Annotated in this window: 19 protein-coding genes; 6 read left to right on the top strand and 13 right to left on the bottom strand. The window is 69.4% G+C overall.

What is annotated here, in order from left to right:
* The first annotated feature begins 7 nt into the window (after positions 1-7).
* Positions 8-382, top strand: coding sequence for a response regulator (locus tag ACFSGX_RS08880; RefSeq protein ID WP_380929198.1), 375 nt, complete (start codon positions 8-10; stop codon positions 380-382).
* 307 nt (positions 383-689) lie between these two features.
* Here the strand turns inward: ACFSGX_RS08880 and ACFSGX_RS08875 are convergent, their stop codons facing one another.
* From ACFSGX_RS08875 to ACFSGX_RS08820, 12 genes are all read right to left on the bottom strand, one after another.
* Positions 690-2,042: a PQQ-dependent sugar dehydrogenase gene (locus tag ACFSGX_RS08875; RefSeq protein WP_380929197.1), complete on the bottom strand. Its 1,353-nt coding sequence runs from the start codon at positions 2,040-2,042 to the stop codon at positions 690-692.
* 77 nt (positions 2,043-2,119) lie between these two features.
* Positions 2,120-3,013: a hemolysin family protein gene (locus ACFSGX_RS08870; protein WP_380929195.1), complete on the bottom strand. Its 894-nt coding sequence runs from the start codon at positions 3,011-3,013 to the stop codon at positions 2,120-2,122.
* A 148-nt stretch (positions 3,014-3,161) separates the two neighbouring features.
* Positions 3,162-3,671, bottom strand: a complete 510-nt coding sequence (gene ybeY, locus ACFSGX_RS08865; RefSeq protein ID WP_380929193.1) for an rRNA maturation RNase YbeY — start codon at positions 3,669-3,671, stop codon at positions 3,162-3,164.
* A gap of 108 nt (positions 3,672-3,779) precedes the next feature.
* Positions 3,780-4,778 carry a PhoH family protein gene (locus ACFSGX_RS08860; protein WP_380929191.1) on the bottom strand — a complete coding sequence of 333 codons (999 nt, stop codon included), beginning with the start codon at positions 4,776-4,778 and terminating at the stop codon, positions 3,780-3,782.
* 246 nt (positions 4,779-5,024) lie between these two features.
* Positions 5,025-6,341 carry a tRNA (N6-isopentenyl adenosine(37)-C2)-methylthiotransferase MiaB gene (miaB, locus tag ACFSGX_RS08855; RefSeq protein WP_380929189.1) on the bottom strand — a complete coding sequence of 439 codons (1,317 nt, stop codon included), beginning with the start codon at positions 6,339-6,341 and terminating at the stop codon, positions 5,025-5,027.
* Between the two features lie 42 nt (positions 6,342-6,383).
* Positions 6,384-7,127 (bottom strand): lysophospholipid acyltransferase family protein, encoded by a 744-nt coding sequence (locus tag ACFSGX_RS08850; protein WP_380929187.1) that lies wholly within the window; start codon positions 7,125-7,127, stop codon positions 6,384-6,386.
* 23 nt (positions 7,128-7,150) lie between these two features.
* Positions 7,151-7,573, bottom strand: a complete 423-nt coding sequence (locus ACFSGX_RS08845) for a Fur family transcriptional regulator (protein ID WP_380929186.1) — start codon at positions 7,571-7,573, stop codon at positions 7,151-7,153.
* Between the two features lie 108 nt (positions 7,574-7,681).
* The gene (locus ACFSGX_RS08840) at positions 7,682-8,152 is read right to left on the bottom strand and encodes a GNAT family N-acetyltransferase (protein ID WP_380929184.1); all 471 of its coding nucleotides are present in this window, start codon (positions 8,150-8,152) and stop codon (positions 7,682-7,684) included.
* Entirely contained in the window at positions 8,149-8,766 is a 618-nt protein-coding gene (tsaB, locus tag ACFSGX_RS08835) for a tRNA (adenosine(37)-N6)-threonylcarbamoyltransferase complex dimerization subunit type 1 TsaB (protein ID WP_380929183.1), read from the bottom strand. The genes ACFSGX_RS08840 and tsaB overlap by 4 nt, the downstream gene beginning before the upstream one ends.
* On the bottom strand, positions 8,766-9,356 hold the full coding sequence (locus ACFSGX_RS08830; protein WP_380929181.1) for a malonic semialdehyde reductase: 591 nt from the start codon (positions 9,354-9,356) through the stop codon (positions 8,766-8,768). Before ACFSGX_RS08830 ends, tsaB begins: the two co-directional genes overlap by 1 nt.
* A gap of 20 nt (positions 9,357-9,376) precedes the next feature.
* Complete coding sequence (locus ACFSGX_RS08825) at positions 9,377-9,943, bottom strand: NifU family protein (RefSeq protein ID WP_157177424.1); 567 nt, start codon at positions 9,941-9,943, stop codon at positions 9,377-9,379.
* Positions 9,944-9,983: 40 nt separating this feature from the next.
* Entirely contained in the window at positions 9,984-11,279 is a 1,296-nt protein-coding gene (locus tag ACFSGX_RS08820; protein WP_380929178.1) for a M20/M25/M40 family metallo-hydrolase, read from the bottom strand.
* A gap of 301 nt (positions 11,280-11,580) precedes the next feature.
* On the opposite strand from ACFSGX_RS08820, the gene ACFSGX_RS08815 reads away from it, so the two are divergent.
* Positions 11,581-12,903, top strand: a complete 1,323-nt coding sequence (locus tag ACFSGX_RS08815; protein ID WP_380929176.1) for a DEAD/DEAH box helicase — start codon at positions 11,581-11,583, stop codon at positions 12,901-12,903.
* A gap of 278 nt (positions 12,904-13,181) precedes the next feature.
* On the opposite strand, the gene ACFSGX_RS08810 is transcribed toward ACFSGX_RS08815, so the two are convergent.
* Complete coding sequence (locus ACFSGX_RS08810) at positions 13,182-14,045, bottom strand: class I SAM-dependent methyltransferase (protein WP_380929175.1); 864 nt, start codon at positions 14,043-14,045, stop codon at positions 13,182-13,184.
* Positions 14,046-14,086: 41 nt separating this feature from the next.
* Here ACFSGX_RS08810 and ACFSGX_RS08805 point away from each other — a divergent pair, with 41 nt between their 5' ends.
* From ACFSGX_RS08805 to ACFSGX_RS08790, 4 genes are read left to right on the top strand one after another with little or no spacing between them, the layout of a single operon-like run.
* A complete protein-coding gene (locus tag ACFSGX_RS08805) occupies positions 14,087-14,833 on the top strand; it encodes a double zinc ribbon domain-containing protein (RefSeq protein ID WP_380929174.1) in 747 nt (248 codons plus the stop codon).
* A 58-nt stretch (positions 14,834-14,891) separates the two neighbouring features.
* A complete protein-coding gene (grxC, locus tag ACFSGX_RS08800; RefSeq protein ID WP_380929172.1) occupies positions 14,892-15,149 on the top strand; it encodes a glutaredoxin 3 in 258 nt (85 codons plus the stop codon).
* Positions 15,146-15,973 (top strand): carbon-nitrogen hydrolase family protein, encoded by an 828-nt coding sequence (locus ACFSGX_RS08795; RefSeq protein ID WP_380929170.1) that lies wholly within the window; start codon positions 15,146-15,148, stop codon positions 15,971-15,973. The genes grxC and ACFSGX_RS08795 overlap by 4 nt, the downstream gene beginning before the upstream one ends.
* Positions 15,970-16,398 (top strand): DUF1178 family protein, encoded by a 429-nt coding sequence (locus ACFSGX_RS08790; RefSeq protein ID WP_380929168.1) that lies wholly within the window; start codon positions 15,970-15,972, stop codon positions 16,396-16,398. The genes ACFSGX_RS08795 and ACFSGX_RS08790 overlap by 4 nt, the downstream gene beginning before the upstream one ends.

The raw sequence follows: 16,398 nt of genomic DNA, 5'->3' as shown, positions 1-16,398 counted from the left end.
CCCTTTCATGACGCAGCCATTGTCCGTTCTGATTGTCGAAGACGAACCCCTGATCGCGATGATGCTGGAAGATTTCGTCGACGCGCTGGGGCACCGGGTGGCCGGCACGGTGGACAATGTTTCCGCTGCGCTCGACCACATCCGCACCACGCCGTTCGACATGGCGATCCTGGATGTCCACCTGCGCGGTGGCGAGCCGAGCTGGGCGGTGGCCGATGCGTTGGCCGATCAGGGCAAGGCGTTCGTCGTGGCAACCGGCGGCATGATCGACCCGCCGCCCGCGCGCCATGCGGATTGCCCGACGCTGCCCAAGCCGTTCACGCTGGACCGCGTGGAGAGCGCGCTCGAGGGTTTGCGGACGGCCGGGGTTTCCCAAGACTAAACACTCCATGGACGCCGAGCGTACTGCGCTCGGTGGGGTGGTGTTCGCCCGCTGACGCTGTAGGCTTCTCGGCTCTGCTCGAAGGATCCGTCGACTTCGCTCGGGATGGACGGGGCGTTTTGGGATTTCGCTTCGATGGGCGTCGCCGAAACCGGGGCGCGTGAATTCGCCCAGCCCCTGATCCGTTTGGTTCGAGCCTGTCGAGAACGCTGCGCTGAGTTCTCGACAGGCTCGAACCAAACGGGGTGGGGCGCGTGTCGCGGGCTATTGCCGCCTTGGCGTGCGTCCTGTCACGACCACGGCGTCCCTACCGCGTCGCAGTCCGTACCGCGGGCGCGGCACTTACGCGCCAGATGCGGTTGCCGACGTCGTCAGCGACCAATAGCGCGCCGGTCTTGTCCTTGATGACGCCGACCGGGCGGCCCCGGGCGTCCTGTTTGGCACTGAGGAAGCCGGTCAGGACGTCGACGGGTTTGCCGGTCGGCCGGCCGTCGACGAAGGGCACGTAGACCACTTTGTAGCCGGACATCGGCTTGCGGTTCCAGCTGCCGTGCTGGCCGATGAAGGCGCCGTTGGCGAAGCGGTCCCCGAGTTTCGCGCCATCCGCGAACGTCAGGCCGAGCGAGGCGGTGTGCGGCCCGAGCGCATAGTCGGGGCGGACGCTGTACTGGCGCATGTCTTCTTCCGGCGGCGGCACGCGTTTGTCGATGTAGCCGCCCCAATAATAGTAGGGCCAGCCGTAGAAGCCGCCGAATTCGACGTGGGTCAGGTAGTCCGGGACCATGTCGGACCCGAGTTCGTCGCGTTCGTTGACGACGGTGAACAGCTGCTTCGACTGCGGTTCGTAGGCCAGGCCGTTCGGGTTGCGCAGGCCGTAGGCGTAGATTCGGTGGTTGCCGGTGGCGGGATCGACTTCCCAGATCGCGGCGCGGCCTTCCTCGGCCGCCATGCCGTTCTCGCCGACATTGCTGTTCGACCCGATCGTGACGAACAGCCGCTTGCCGTCCGGGCTGGCGATGACGTTCTTTGTCCAGTGATGGTTGATCGGGCCGCCGGGCAGGTCGACGACCTTGGTGGGCGCGGCGGTAATCTTCGTCTGGCCGGGTGTGAACGGGTAGCGCACGAGCGCGTCGGCGTTCGCGACGTAGAGCTGGTTGCCGACCAGGGCCATGCCGAACGGCGACATCAGGCCGGTGAGCAACGTCGAGCGGCTTTCCGCGATGCCGTCGCCATCCGCATCGCGCAGCAGGACGATGCGGTTCGGGCTTGCCACGCCGGCACCGGCGCGGCCCATGACCTTTGACTGGACCCACTCGCGGATGCTCTTGCTCTGGCCCGGCTTGGGCGGCTTGTTGGTTTCGGCGACCAGCACGTCGCCATTCGGCAGCAACAGCATCCAGCGCGGATGATCGAGCCCGGCGGCGAAGTCGTTGACCGCGAGCCCGGCGGCGGGGGTCGGAGCCTCGCCGGCCTTCCAGCCGACCGCAGGTGCGATGTTGACCGTCGGGATCCACGACGTCGTCGGTTCCGGGATCTCCGGCTTGGTGCCCTGCGTCTGCGCAAGGTCAAGCTTGGCGGTGGTGCCGCGGCTTAGCCAGTAGAACAGCCCGCCGCCCAGGACGAGCAGCAGGACGATGACGGCGATGATGCGGTTACGCAACGGCTTGAGCCTTCCGGGCGAGCGACACAGGCCGCGATAACGATCTAATATGGCGGCGATTGCAAGTGACGATCGGTTCAGTCAGCATCCTGCGTCGGGCCGACCGGGGGGTGCAGCCGCAGGCGGTGGATGCGCTTGGTGTCGCCCGCCGTGACCTCCAGTCGCCAGCCGCTCGGGTGCAGTACCGTCTCGCCCGGTTGCGGGACGTGGCCGGCGAGCGCGGAGGCGAGGCCGCCGAGCGTCTCGACATCCTCGTCCGTATCGGCCAGGCGCGGATCGACGATGGCGATGTCCTCCAGCTCGGCCCGGGCGGCGGCATCCCACATCCCGTCCTCGAGCTGAACGAACAGCGCGTCGGCCGCCTCGTCATGCTCGTCCTCGATATCGCCGACGATCTCCTCCATCAGGTCCTCGATCGTGACGAGCCCTTCGGTGCCGCTATATTCGTCGACCACGATCGCGAGATGCGTGCGGGTGGAACGCATTTCCGCGAGCAGATCGAGCACGCCCATCGATTCGGGGACGTAGCGCGGTTCGCGGAGCAGGCCGGTCAGATCGACTGGGTGCGGGCCGCCGGACGCGAGGATCGCGAACACGTCCTTCACATGGACCATGCCGACGACATGATCGAGGCTGTCGCGGTACACCGGCAGGCGGCTGTGGCCCGCATCCGCGAAGGCGGCGACGAGATCGGTGAAGCTGATCGTTTCGGCGACCGCGATGATGTCCGCCCGCGGGACGCCGATTTCGCCCACCCGGCGCTCGCCGAAATGGAGGAGGTTGCGGAGCATCTGACGTTCGACGGGGGAGAGGTCGCCCGGGTCGGGGCGCGCGCCGCCGTCCTCATGGTCCTCGATCGCTTCCTCGATCTGGTCGCGCAGATTCGGTTCGCTGTCCTCACCGAACAGGAGGTTGCGGAGACCGGCCCACAATCGGCCGCCGGTCTCGTTGCTACTGGAATCGTCTGGCATGGGAGGGGGTAGGGTCCTTCGGTGCAGTTATCGCAATCCTAGCGCGGATTGGCGGGGTGTCGCTATCGCGATGATGGGGAGGTGGGAGATTTGTTTTCGGCTGCCCTCTTCTCGGCTTTGCTCGAGGGGGACCGGGCGGGTGATGCCTTCAGTCGTCCTCGACGGCGTAGGGGTCGTCGATGCCGATCGCGGCCAGCGCGGCGCGTTCGACGGCTTCCATCGCGTCGCCGGTCGCCTCGTCGAGATGGTCGAGGCCGAGCAGGTGGAGCGTGCCGTGGACGATGAGGTGGGTGGCGTGCGTTTCGACGGGCACGCCGCGTTCGGCCGCCTCCCGCTCGCAGACGCCGGACGCCAGCACGATGTCGCCGAGCAGGATCTCGCCGTCGTCGGTGTTGGCGAGGCCGGGGAGCAGGTCGGGCTGCACCATCGGGAAGCTCAGGACGTTGGTCGGGCGGTCCTTCGCGCGGTAGCTGGCGTTGAGGCCCTGCACCTCATCATCGTCGGTGAACCGGACCGAGACCTCGACCAGCGCGTCGGCGTCGATGAGTTCGGCGTAGGGGCTGTGGCGCAGCGCGGTCGCGACGGCGCGGTCGGCGAGCGCCTGCCAGTCGGTCGGGCCGGACCAGCCTTCTTCGGGGGAGATGGCGACTTCGATCATGAGTTGGTCCGGTAGTGGGTTTTACGGTTCGAGGTCGGAAATTGTGGTGCTGTTGCCCCCACCCCAACCCCTCCCCTGAAGGAGAGGGGCTTTCTGTTGTGTTTGGCGTCACGCATCGTCCGGGCCTTCGTAGGCCTGGACGATGCGGCCGACGATGGGGTGGCGGACGACGTCGGCGGCGCCGAAGCGGATCGTGCCGATGCCTTCGAGGCCCTCAAGCCGGCGGACCGCGTCGGCGAGGCCGGACTGGCCGACGCCGGGCAGATCGATCTGGCGCGGATCGCCGCACACCACCATGCGACTGTTCATGCCGAAGCGGGTCAGGAACATCTTCATCTGCGCGATGGTGGTGTTCTGCGCCTCGTCCAGGATGATGAAGGCGTCGGACAGCGTGCGGCCGCGCATGAACGCGATCGGGGCGATCTCAATTTCGCCGCTGGCGATGCGGCGTTCGACCTGCTCGGTCGGCAGCATGTCGTACAGCGCGTCGTAGAGCGGGCGGAGATAGGGGTCGACCTTCTCCTTCATGTCGCCGGGCAGGAAGCCGAGCCGTTCGCCCGCCTCCACCGCGGGGCGCGACAGGATGAGCCGCTGGACCGATCCGTTGATGAGCTGCTGCACCGCCTGTGCCACCGCGAGATAGGTCTTGCCGGTGCCCGCCGGCCCGAGCGCGAAGATCACGTCGTCGCGGCCGAGCGCCTCCATATAACCGATTTGCGTGCCGGTGCGCGGCACGATCGTCTTCTTGCGCGTGCGGATCATGACCGGCGGGGCGTCGCCCGCATCGGCGCGGATGATCCCTTCGAGCGTGGGTTCGGCCGACATCTGGATCACGCCGTCGACCATGCCGGCGTCGACGTCCTGCCCCTGCACGATGCGGTTGTAGAGGCCGGTCAGGACCTCCCGGGCGCGGGCGGCGGCCTCGGCCTCGCCCTCGATCTGGATCTTATTGCCGCGGGCGGACATGTAGACGCCCAACTTGCTTTCGATGGCGATCAGGTTCTGATCATATTGCCCGAACAGACGCCCCAGCAGCTGCGGCTTGTCGAACAGGATTTCGAGCCGGGCGCGATCCCCGGCACGCGCTTGGACCGGCTTACGCGACATGGACACTCGTCATCTGCGCACTCTCCCACGGCCGCCAGGGACTCCGGCGCGCACCGATGCTAGCCGAGATGGGGGGCGGGGGGGAGATTGGAAAGTGGAGGCGCGCGATTTGGTTTCGGGGTCTTCTTAGCCCCTCTCCTTTAGGGGAGGGGTTGGGGTGGGGCTGACCTCTTCAAGCCTCCGACGTCGTGGGCGTGGTGCTGTTGCCCCCACCCCAACCCCTCCCCTGAAGGAGAGGGGCTTAAGTTAGAGAAGCGCCGCGCCGCCGACGCTGTTCGGGCCGGCGCTGACGATCTCCACGTCGAGCATCGCGCCGATGGGGGCGTCGGTGTCGAGGTGGACGGATTGCAGCCAGGGGGACTTGCCGATCCGCTGGCCGGGTTTGCGGCCGTCGCGTTCGATCAGGATGCGGGTGCGGCGGCCGACGGTGGCGGCGTTGAACGCGGTCGCCTGTTCCCAGATCAGCGCCTGGAGCGCGTGGAGCCGTTCGTCCATGACCGACTCCGGCACCGCGCCGTCGAGCGTGGCGGCGGGCGTGCCGGGGCGCGCGCTGTATTTGAAGCTGTAGGCCTGCGCGTGGCCGACCTGGCGGACCAGATCGAGCGTGGCGGCGAAGTCGGCGTCGGTTTCGCCGGGGAAGCCGACGATGAAGTCGCCCGAGATCGCGATGTCGGGCCGCGCGGCGCGGACGCGGTCGAGGATGCGCAGGTAGCTGTCGCGCGTGTGGCTGCGGTTCATCGCCTTCAGGATGCGGTCGGAGCCGGCCTGCACGGGGAGGTGGAGGAACGGCATCAGTTTCCCGACGTCGCGGTGCGCGTCGATCAGCCCCTGCGTCATGTCGTTGGGGTGGCTGGTCGTGTAGCGGATCCGTTCGAGCCCGGGCAGCCGGTCGAGTTCGGCGATCAGCCCGTCGAGGCCACCGGCGAGCCCGCGTCCGTCGGTGCCGGTCCAGGCGTTGACGTTCTGGCCGAGCAGCGTGATCTCGCGCGCGCCGGCGTCCACCAGCGCGCGCGCCTCGTCCATCACCTGGGCCCAGGGGCGGCTGATTTCGGCGCCGCGCGTGTAGGGCACGACGCAGTAGGTGCAGAATTTGTCGCAGCCTTCCTGCACGGTCAGGAAGGCGCTCGGCCCCTGGCGGCGGCGGACGGGGAGCTGCGCGAATTTCGACAGCGCGGGCATGTCGGTGTCGATCGCGCGCGCGCCCGCGGTGACCGCGGCGACCATGGCGGGCAGACGGTGATAGGCCTGCGGACCGACGACGATGTCGACGGTGGGCGCGCGGCGCGGGATTTCGGCCCCCTCCGCCTGCGCGACGCAGCCGGCGACGGCGATCATCGGGGTGCTGCCGTCGGCACGCTTCAGCCGGCCGATGTCGGAATAGACCTTTTCCGCGGCGCGTTCGCGGATGTGGCAGGTGTTGAGCACGACGAGGTCCGCCTGGGTCGCCTCGTCGGTGGCGGTCATGCCCTCCGCCTCCAGCATCTCGGCCATGCGGGTGCCGTCATAGGCGTTCATCTGGCAGCCGAAGGACTTGACGTGGAAGGAGCGGGGCGGGGCGTTCATCGGCGCGCTATAGAGGAGCGGCGGCGCAGGGGGTAGCCCCGCTTAGGGACGTAGCGCGTGCTCGATCGCGGCCTGGGCGGCGGCGGCAAGTTCCTTGCGGTCGGGCGAGGGCGCGACCGGATCGAGGAAGCGGAGCGTGACGGGGAGGCGACCGCGCCGGCCGATGAGGCGAGCAGCAACGGCGGGGGCGGTTTCGTCCTTGCCCCAGGCGATCTCGGCGGCGGCGGGGCCGTAGTCGATCGCGACCGGTTGCACCGCGACGCCCGCGGCGGGGGCCGCGCCGAGCAGGGCGGCGCGGAACGGCAGGATCTGCGTGCCGTCGTTGGTTTCGCCCTCCGGGAACAACGTGGCGGGGCGGCCGGTGGCGAGTGCTGCGGTCAGTGCGTCGGCTTGCGAGCGGGCGGCGGCGCGGCTGGTGCGGGCGATGAAGATCGTGCCGCCGATGCGGGCGAGGCCACCGACGATCGGCCAGGCCCCGACCTCCTCCTTCGACACGAACGCCGTGCCGGTGGCGCCGCCCATGGCGAGGATGTCGAACCAGGAGAGGTGGTTGGCGACGTAGAGGACGTCGCGTTTGAGCGGCGTGCCGGCGATCGTCACGTCCGCGCCGAGCCGGCGGGCAGCGCCCCCGAGGAAGCGCTGGACCCAGGCCACGCGACGGGCGGGCTGGGCGAGGCCGTAGCCGACGAGGCAGAACAGCAGGAATAGAACGAGCGCGCCGACGCGGCGGGCGATGCGGAGTCGCGCGCCGAGCCGTTCAAACGCGGACGGCACGCCGGTCGTCACCGCGCTGTCCGTTGTGTCGGCGATCAGTGATCGCGGTCCATCGGGACGCCGTACAATTCCATGCGGTGATCGACGAGCCGGTAGCCGAGCCGCTCGGCGATCTTGGCCTGAAGAATCTCGACCTCTTCGTCGACGAATTCGATGACGCGGCCCGATTCGATGTCGATCAGGTGATCGTGATGCGCGTCGGGTGCGGCTTCGTAGCGCGCTCGGCCGTCGCCGAAATCGTGGCGGGCGAGAATGCCGGCTTCTTCGAACAGCCGGACGGTGCGGTAGACGGTGGCGATCGAAATGCCCGGATCAATCGCGACGGCACGGACATGCAGCGCCTCGACGTCGGGGTGATCCTCTGCCTCGGACAGGACGCGTGCGATGACGCGACGCTGCTCGGTGATCCGCAACCCCTTTTCAGCGCACAATGCTTCTACATCGATTCGGCGGTGCATGGCGTCCCTGAATATCGGCGCGGCCGAGCGAGTCACGCGGCCTTTGCAGCCTTTCCTCTAGAACATGGGGCGGCGGCGCGAAAGCCTCCAACGCGACGGGGGCCGCGGTCAGTCGTGATCGAGCCGCCGTTCGAGCGTGTGCGCGTCATGCGCCGACCCGTCGCGGCCGCGATAATAGTTCAGGCGCGTGCCGACCGCCTGGAAGCCGGCGGCGTCGTAGAGCGCGCGGGCCGGGTTCCCGTCGCGTGTCTCGAGGAACAGGCGAAGCGCGCCGCGCGACTTCGCAGCGACCGCGACGCGTTCGAGCAGCGCGCGGCCGATGCCGGCGCGGCGGTGGTCGTGATGGACCGCGAGCAGCAGCAGCTCCGCTTCGTCGATCACCACGCGGCTGAGCGCGAAGCCGGCGGGCTTGCCGTCGATCCGCGCGAGCGTGAGCCAGACACCCGGGAGCGAAAGGATTCCGACGCATTGGCTCTGCGTCCACGCCTCGCCGAACGCGGGGTCGAACGCGTCGTGCATCGTCGCCATGACTTCGGGCAGGTCGCCGACCCCGGCATCCGCGAAGACGAGCGCCGTCACGCGGGCAGCTTCGCATCCGGCGCGCGGCCGTAGACCGGCGTGGCGGGGAGCGTGGTGAAGGCGGGGGCGAGGTGGTGTGCGTCCGATGAGTCGGGCAGGCGGTCTGCGCCATATTCGTCACCGCGGGCGGCCAGCAGGGCGGGCGCGCCGGAGCCGATGACCCAGTCGTCGTCGGCGGCTTCCGCGGCGGCGGACGGGACGAGCGAGGCGAGCGGCGTGGCCTCCGTGAGCGTCGGTCCGGTGAAGCGTTGGACGAACAGTTCGCCGTGGCCTCCGGTGATCGCGACGGTCAGCATGGTCAGATCCGGTCGCTCGGCGAAGGCGGCGGCGGCGAGCAGGGCGGGTGCGCCGAAGCCGTGGACCGGCACGCCCCAGCCGAACGCGAGCGCGCGGGCGGCGGCGAGCCCGACGCGGACGCCGGTGAAGCTGCCCGGGCCGCAATCGACCAGGATCGCATCGGCGCGCCCGCCGCCGGCCAGTTCCGAAATCATCGGGACGAGCCGTTCGGCATGGCCGCGCCCGACGACCTCGTGGATCGCGGAGACGACGTGACCGTCATCGATCAGCGCGACCGAGCAGGCGGCGGACGCGGTCTCGATCACCAGCACCCGCATCAGGCGACTGTGTTGTACGCCTCGAACTCCGGGCGGGGCAGGCGGGGGTGGAGTGCGGCCGGGACGCCGTGGCCGAGCGACATGATCAGGTTCGAGCGGATGTTGGTGCCCGCGAAGAACGCGGCGTCGACCTTGTCGTTGTCGAACCCGGACATCGGCCCGGTGTCGAAGCCCAGCGCGCGCGCGGCGAGGATGACATAGGCGGCTTGCAGCGAACTGTTGCGCAGGCCCGCGGTCTCGATCAGCGCGGTGTTGCCGACATACCAGGACCGCGCGTCGGCGGGCGGGAACAGCGTCGGCAGGTGATCGGGGAAGTCGAGATCGGTCCCGACGATCGCGGTGACCGACGCGTGCAGGATCTTGTCGACATTGCCGCTGCTCGCGCAGTCCGCCAGCCGGCGCTTGGCGTCGTCGGTGGTACACCACACGATCCGCGCGGGCAGCATGTTGGCCGAGGTCGGCCCCATCTTCGCCAGGTCCCAGATCGCACGCAGGTCGGCGTCGGTGACCGGCGTCGCGTCATAATGATAATGGCTGCGCGCGGTGCGGAACAGCTGATCGAGCGCCGGATCCGGCAAGACTGTCGTCATGGTCATCCCCCCTTGTCGTGTCAGGCCGCGCGGACCTCGGTCACTTCCGGCACATAGTGCTTGAGGAGCGACTCGATCCCCTGCTTGAGCGTCGCGGTGGACGACGGGCAGCCGGCGCAGGCACCCTGCATCGCGAGGTAGACGACGCCCTTGTCGAACCCACGGTAGACGATGTCGCCACCGTCGCGCGCGACCGCCGGGCGGACGCGGGTTTCGACCAGTTCGCGGATCTGCGCGACGATGTCGGCATCGGCCGGGTCGTCGTTATAGTCGGGGTCGACTGCGATCCCGCTCGCGCTGCCGCCGGTGAACAGCGGCGCGCCGCTGGAGAAATGGTCGAGCAGGACGCCGAGTACCTGCGGCTTCAGGTCGCGCCAGTCGCTGCCCGGGGCGGCGGTGACCGACACGAAGTCGCGACCGAAAAACACGCCCTCGACATCGCCCAGCGAGAACAAGGCGGCGGCGAGCGGGGAGGCGTCGGCTTCTTCCGGCGCGGCGAAATCGCGCGTGCCGGAGTCCATGACGGGGCGGCCGGCCGAGAATTTCAGCGTGGCGGGGTTCGGTGTGGGTTCGGTTTCGATCAGCATGGGTTGCATGTGGTCCGATGGCGGTGTGGGATCAAGTCAATCAAGGCTTGCCCTGCCCAAGCCGAGCCATCAGCAGCGCGGCGCGTTTAGCCTGGACCGCGATGCTCGGGATGTCGACCGTCTCGCCCGGCGCGTGATCGCCGGTGGAGTAGGGGCCGAGCCCGGCGAGCCCGTCCACGTCGCGCGCGACGAACGCGATGTCGCCCGCGCCACGCTTCAGCGGGTCGAGTTCGGGCATCTGCGGCAGGCCGAGATCGCGGTTCACGCCGTTGAGCGCGGCGAGCAGCGCGCGGTTGCCGGTGGTCGGCGCCATCGAGGGATAGCCTTCGTCGAACAGGATCTCCGCCGACGTGCCGGGCGCGTGGGCGGCGACGATCGCCTCCATCTTCGCGCGGACCCGAGCAGTCTGCTCCTCCGACAGCGTGCGGAAATCACCGCGCGCGATGGCGGTGGCGGGGATGATGTTGGGCTTGCCGGTCGCCTGTCCCCGCACCGCGTCGGTATCGAACGAGGCGGTGGCGCCGCCCACGACGAGGCCGGTGTTGAAGGTGAGGTTGGGTTCGGGCAGCTCCTTGCGGAACGCCGCCAGGATGCGGGCCAGTTCGTTGATCGCGCCGTCGCCGTGCGCCGCGTCGAAGATCAGGCTGCTATGCCCGGTCGTGCCGGTGGTGGTCAGTTGCCAGCTGTTCGACGAGCGCCGCGCGACGGAGCCCATGTCGCGCCCGTCCTGGCGCACCAGCCCTTCGAAATCGAGCGCGGCGTCGGCGCGCTTGCCGGCTGCAATAAGCCCAGCGCGGGCGACCGACGTCGGATCGCCGGTGCGTTCCTCGTCGCCGGTCAGCACGATCTCGAACGTCGCATCGTCGAGCGTGCCGGCGGCCTTCATCGCCTTCAACGCCGCGAGCATCACGACCATGCCGCCCTTGTCGTCGCCGACGCCGGGGCCTTCCGCCTTGTCGCCGGTGCGGCGGTAGCGCTGGAACGGGCTGTCCGCCTCGAACACCGTGTCGAGATGGCCGATCAGCAGCAGGCGCTTGCTGCCTGCTCGCCCGGTGCGGGTGGCGACGAGGTGGCCGGCGCGCTTGGTCTGCGGCAAGGGCGTCCAGAGGACCTTGAACCCGAGTGGTTCGAGTTCGGCGCACATCATCGTGCCGACCCGTTCGACGCCGGCGAGGTTCATCGTCCCGCTATTCTGGTTCACCAGTCGTTCGAGCAACGCCAGGTTGGCGGGCATGCCGGCATCGACCGCGGCGACGGCGGCGCGTTCGGCCGGCGTGGGTGCTGCAAGGGCGGGCAGGGCGCTGGCGGCGAGGAGCAGGGCGGCGATGCGCTTCATCTTCGGGTGGGCCTTTCGACTGGATACCGGTTGGTATCGCGTCGGTTCGCGGACGTCACCCCGCAGTGCACAAAACCGCTTGTATAAAACTGACACCGCTGGCATAGGGCGCTCAGCGTCGACGTCCGGTTATCCGGCCGTTAGGGCATGGCAGCGTGAATTCTGGCGTATCAAGCGCCAGACCGGCCTTCCCCTTCGGACGCGACCCCACAGGGCTTCCCCATTCACGCGGGTCGTCACACGAACCCGCTTCGTGTCGTCGGCGTGATCGCTGGCGTCCGTCGCGCCGCGAAAGCCGATCATGACAAAATTTTCCGACCTTTACCTCGCCGAGCCGTTGCAGAAGGCGCTTGCCGCCAAGGGCTATGAAGTGCCGACCCCGATCCAGGCGCAGGCCATCCCGCCGCTGCTCGACGGGCGCGACCTGTGCGGTATCGCGCAGACCGGCACCGGCAAGACCGCAGCGTTCGCGCTGCCGTCGCTCCACCGCCTGGCCGCGTCGCCCCGCCCGCGTCCGCCGGGTGGCTGCCGCATGCTGGTGCTTGCGCCGACGCGCGAACTGGCCAGCCAGATCGCCGAAAGCTTCGTCGAATATGGCAAGTTCATGCGCCTGTCGGTCGCGACCGTGTTCGGCGGCGTGCCGATCGGCAAGCAGATCCGCCAGATGGGTTCGGGCGTCGACATCCTCGTCGCCACGCCGGGCCGGCTGCTCGACCTGATCGACCAGCGCGCGCTCAGCCTCAAGAATGTCGAGATCTTTGTGCTCGACGAAGCCGACCAGATGCTCGACCTGGGCTTCATCCACGCGCTGAAGCGGATCGACCAGCTGCTGCCGGCCAAGCGCCAGTCGCTGTTTTTCTCCGCCACGATGCCGAAGGCGATCGCCGAGCTGGGCGACCGGTTCCTGACCGACCCGATCAAGGTCGCGGTTGCGCCGCAGGCGACCACCGCCGAGCGCGTCGAGCAGTTCGCGATCCTGTGCAACCAGACCGAGAAGGCCGCGCTGCTGATCATGAAGATCCGCAGCGAGCCGATCGACCGCGCGCTGGTGTTCAGCCGCACCAAGCACGGCGCCGACAAGGTGGTGAAGCACCTGAAGGCATCGGGCATCGGCGCGGAGGCGATCCACGGCAACAAGAGCCAGCCGCAGCGTGAGCGCGCGCTGGGCATGTTCCGGACGGGCGAGATCAAGATCCTGGTCGCGACCGACATCGCCGCGCGCGGGATTGACGTCGGCGGTGTGAGCCACGTGTTCAACTTCGAACTGCCGAACGTTTCGGAGCAGTATGTCCACCGCATCGGCCGCACGGCGCGCGCCGGGGCGAGCGGCATCGCGATCGCGTTCGTGGCGGACGACGAGAAGGCGTATCTGCGCTCGATCGAGAAGCTGACCCGCATCAAGATGGAGATGCTGCCGCTGCCGGACAATTTCCTGGCGGAAAAGGCCAAGCTGCCGAAGCCGGCACCGTCGGCCCCCGGCGACGAGCGTCGCAGCGACCGTGGGGCGCCACGGCGTCACGATGGTCCGGGCGCGCCGTCGGGCGAAAAGCGCCGCTTCGCACCGCGCCGCAGCGGTTCGGTCGGGGCGCACAAGGGTGCGGTCCGGAAGGTCGGCGGGCGGTAAGCTTTCGTTGATTGCGTGAGAAGGGGGCGTGGCCGGGAGGCTGCGCCCCTTTTTTGTTTGTACCCCCCTCCGTTTGGTTCGAGCCTGTCGAGAACGCTGCGCGGAGTTCTCGACAGGCTCGAACCAAACGGGGTGGGTTTGGGTTAAATCAGATCCGTCCATTCCAAGCGAAGTCGAGGGACCCTTCGAGCGCAGTCGAGAAGCCAACAGTGCCCCTCGACTTCGCTAGGCATGGACAGGGGTTGAGGGCGCTTTAACTCGTCTTAGGTTGGCTTATCTCAGCCCAACCGCGCCCCGCGGAACGCCGGTGGCGGCGGTAGCGGCACACCCGGCTCCGGGGCCCAGCCGCTCATGAACAGCAGTTCGAACGTCTCCGCCCGCCGCCCGTCCGGGTCGGCGCCCGCCGCGAACCGCGCGCGCATGGCGGCGAGGCCGGTGCGGGTGATCGGAGAGCGGCCGCCGTCCGCGAGCAGGTTGGTCGATGCCATGCCGCGCAGGTCGTGGATCAGCTTCACGAGGTCGCCGTAGCGGACGCCGAGCCGGACGCTGTCCGCCACCGGCAGGCGGAAGCCGATGCGGTGGAGGAGGTCGCCAGCCGCGCGGACGTCGATCTGCGGGTGGGTGCGGGCGGCCACGCCGCGGTCGGCGGCGATGTCGGCGGCGAGCAGTGCGTCGCGCAGGACGGTCAGGCTGCCCGCGCCGACGAAGCCGGCCAGGAACAGCCCGTCCGGGCGCAGCACGCGCCGGACCAGCGCCAGTGCGCCGGGGATGTCGTTGACCTGGTCGAGTACGCCGGCCGACACGACAAGGTCGAAACTGTGGTCGGCGAACGGCAGCCGGTCCTCGTCGCACTGCACGCCGCCCGACATCGTGGAGAAGCGGTGCCCGGCATCGGCGGAGGTCACGGTCATGCCGCGGGCCGCCAGTCGCGTGCCGAGCCGGCCGTCGTGGCAACCGAGGTCGAGCGCGTCGGTGAAGGTGCGCGTGGTGTCGTCGAGCCGGTCGAGGATCTCGTCGCCGATCGCGTCGATGAGGAAAGCGTGGTCGTCGAACCGCGCCGCCGCCCGGTCGCGCCGGCGGCGGCGGCGGGTGCGGTCGAAGATTTCGGGGGGCGCGTCGTCGCGTGCGGTTGGGTCGGCCATGCGGGGCTTGTGCCCGCCGCGGTCGCGCCCGACAAGCGGGGATGGCCGTCCTGACCCATCTCGCCCGGTTCGGCGACGCCTGCGTCTCCTTCGCACTGCCGCCGCGGTGTCCGGGGTGCGGCGTGGTGGTGGCGGGGGATCATCGCTTCTGCCTCGACTGCTGGGCGGGGCTCGATTTCCTGGGCGGGCCGGCGTGCCAGCGTTGCGGCCGGCCATTGCCCGACGAGACGCTTGGGGTGACGAGTTGCGCGCCGTGCCTCGCCCGGCCGCCGGCGTTCGATCATGCGTCGGCGGCGGTTGCTTATGGTCCGATTGCCCGCGCGCTGGCGCTGAAGCTGAAATATGGGCGACGGCCGGGGGTGGCGCGGACGATGGCGCGGTTGATGCAGCGGCTGGTGCCGGCGGGCGACGATGTCGTGCTGGTGCCGGTGCCGCTCCACCGCTGGCGGATCTGGACGCGCGGGTTCAACCAGTCGGCGCTGATCGCCGGCACCCTGGCGAAACGCGGCGGCGTCGCGATCGCGCTGGATGCGATCGAGCGACACAGGCGGACGCCGCCATTGCGCGACATGAACCCGCGGCAGCGCGCGGCCACGGTGCAGGGCGCGTTCCGGATGCGCGATGCGGAGCAGGTCCGCGGGCGGCGCGTGGTGCTGGTCGACGATATCTTCACCACGGGGGCGACGGCGGAGGCATGCGCGCGCGTGTTGCGCCGGGCGGGGGCGGCGGAGGTGCGACTGGTGTGCTGGGCGCGCGTCGTGGTGCGCGATGGCGATCCCGTGCGTTGACAATCCGGACGGCGCGCGACACCGCGCGGCGCATCATCAACGCGAAGGAAGCGACCCCATGGCGAAAGTCGAAATCTACACGAAAGCGACCTGCCCCTACTGCCAGCGCGCCAAGAAGCTGCTCGACAGCAAGGGCGTCAAGTATCACGAGACCGACGTGCTGCGCGAACCGGCAGAGCGCGACACGATGATCCAGCGGGCTGGCGGCAAGTCGACCGTGCCGCAGATCTTCATCGACGGGAAGCATGTCGGCGGGTCGGACGATCTGGCCGCGTTCGATCGCGGCGGCAAGCTGGACGCGCTGCTGGCCGCATGACGCGGATCGCGGTCTATCAGAGCCGGACGGGGATCGACCCGGCCGCCAACGCCGCGGCGTTGGTGGCCGCTGTCGAGGCCGCGCGCGACGGCGGGGCGGCGATGCTGTTTACGCCGGAGAACGGCAACCTGCTGGATCGCGACCGGACGCGCGCCGCCGCGCATCGCCGCAGCGAGGGGGACGACCCCGTGCTGCAGGCGGTGCGCGACACGGCGGCGCGGGCCGGGATCTGGGTGCAGCTCGGGTCGATCGGCGTGCTGGTCGAGGGTGGCGCGATGGCGAACCGCGCGTTGCTGATCGACGATACGGGTGCGATCCGGGCGCGGTACGACAAGATCCATCTGTTCGATGCGGACCTGCCGAACGGGCAGTCGTGGCGTGAGTCGGCGAGCTATGTCGGCGGGCAAGAGGCGGTGGTGGCCGATACGCCGGCCGGGCGGCTTGGACTGAGCATCTGTTACGACGTGCGGTTTCCGGCGCTGTACCAGGCGGTGAGCGCGGGCGGCGCGACTATGCTGTCCGTGCCGGCGGCGTTCACTGTGCCGACGGGTGAGGCGCACTGGCACCTGCTGCTGCGCGCGCGGGCGGTGGAGACCGGGTGCCATGTCGTCGCGGCGGCGCAGGCGGGCGTGCACGAGGACGGGCGCGAGACCTATGGCCGGTCGCTGGTGGTGGGTCCGTGGGGCGACGTGCTGCTCGACATGGGCGACGACGTTGGCGTGGGGTTTGCCGAGATCGATGCGGGCGTGACTGCCGACGTTCGGGGCCGGATGCCGACGCTGGCGCATCGCCGGACGATCACCCCGGCGCGGGTCATGCCATGATCGTCTATGATCTCGCCTGCCGGGCGGGCGGGCATGTGTTCGAGGGGTGGTTCGGGTCCGCCGACGATTATGACGACCAGCGCGCGCGCGGGCTGCTGTCCTGCCCGATCTGCGGATCGGATGCGGTCGACAAGGCACCGATGGCCCCGCGGCTGTCGGGGACCGATACGACGCCGACGTTCCGACCGGAGGTGGCCAAGGCGATGCTCGCCGACCTGGCGCGGGCGCAGGCGGCGGTGTTGAAGCAATCCGATGATGTCGGCGACCGGTTTGCGAGCGTGGCGCGCGCAATCCACGACGGGGATAGCCCGGACCGCGTGATCCACGGCCGGGCGACGCCGACCGAGGTGAAGTCGCTGACCGAGGACGGCATTCCGGTCATGCCGCTGCCGCTGCCGATCCGCCGGCCGGGGACGGACAACTGA

Source organism: Sphingomonas arantia (genome assembly GCF_042682045.1).
GTDB classification, from domain to species: Bacteria; Pseudomonadota; Alphaproteobacteria; order Sphingomonadales; family Sphingomonadaceae; genus Sphingomonas_R; species Sphingomonas_R arantia.
This window is presented reverse-complemented; position numbering and strand designations above follow the sequence as displayed.

Coding starts and splice junctions, on each gene's coding strand:
- ACFSGX_RS08880 (WP_380929198.1), top strand. CDS start 8: ATGACGCAGCCATTGTCCGTTCTGATTGTCGAAGACGAACCCCTGATC.
- ACFSGX_RS08870 (WP_380929195.1), bottom strand. CDS start 3,013: ATGCCAGACGATTCCAGTAGCAACGAGACCGGCGGCCGATTGTGGGCC.
- ybeY (WP_380929193.1), bottom strand. CDS start 3,671: ATGATCGAAGTCGCCATCTCCCCCGAAGAAGGCTGGTCCGGCCCGACC.
- ACFSGX_RS08860 (WP_380929191.1), bottom strand. CDS start 4,778: ATGTCGCGTAAGCCGGTCCAAGCGCGTGCCGGGGATCGCGCCCGGCTC.
- miaB (WP_380929189.1), bottom strand. CDS start 6,341: ATGAACGCCCCGCCCCGCTCCTTCCACGTCAAGTCCTTCGGCTGCCAG.
- ACFSGX_RS08845 (WP_380929186.1), bottom strand. CDS start 7,573: ATGCACCGCCGAATCGATGTAGAAGCATTGTGCGCTGAAAAGGGGTTG.
- tsaB (WP_380929183.1), bottom strand. CDS start 8,766: ATGCGGGTGCTGGTGATCGAGACCGCGTCCGCCGCCTGCTCGGTCGCG.
- ACFSGX_RS08830 (WP_380929181.1), bottom strand. CDS start 9,356: ATGACGACAGTCTTGCCGGATCCGGCGCTCGATCAGCTGTTCCGCACC.
- ACFSGX_RS08825 (WP_157177424.1), bottom strand. CDS start 9,943: ATGCTGATCGAAACCGAACCCACACCGAACCCCGCCACGCTGAAATTC.
- ACFSGX_RS08820 (WP_380929178.1), bottom strand. CDS start 11,279: ATGAAGCGCATCGCCGCCCTGCTCCTCGCCGCCAGCGCCCTGCCCGCC.
- ACFSGX_RS08815 (WP_380929176.1), top strand. CDS start 11,581: ATGACAAAATTTTCCGACCTTTACCTCGCCGAGCCGTTGCAGAAGGCG.
- ACFSGX_RS08810 (WP_380929175.1), bottom strand. CDS start 14,045: ATGGCCGACCCAACCGCACGCGACGACGCGCCCCCCGAAATCTTCGAC.
- ACFSGX_RS08805 (WP_380929174.1), top strand. CDS start 14,087: ATGGCCGTCCTGACCCATCTCGCCCGGTTCGGCGACGCCTGCGTCTCC.
- grxC (WP_380929172.1), top strand. CDS start 14,892: ATGGCGAAAGTCGAAATCTACACGAAAGCGACCTGCCCCTACTGCCAG.
- ACFSGX_RS08795 (WP_380929170.1), top strand. CDS start 15,146: ATGACGCGGATCGCGGTCTATCAGAGCCGGACGGGGATCGACCCGGCC.
- ACFSGX_RS08790 (WP_380929168.1), top strand. CDS start 15,970: ATGATCGTCTATGATCTCGCCTGCCGGGCGGGCGGGCATGTGTTCGAG.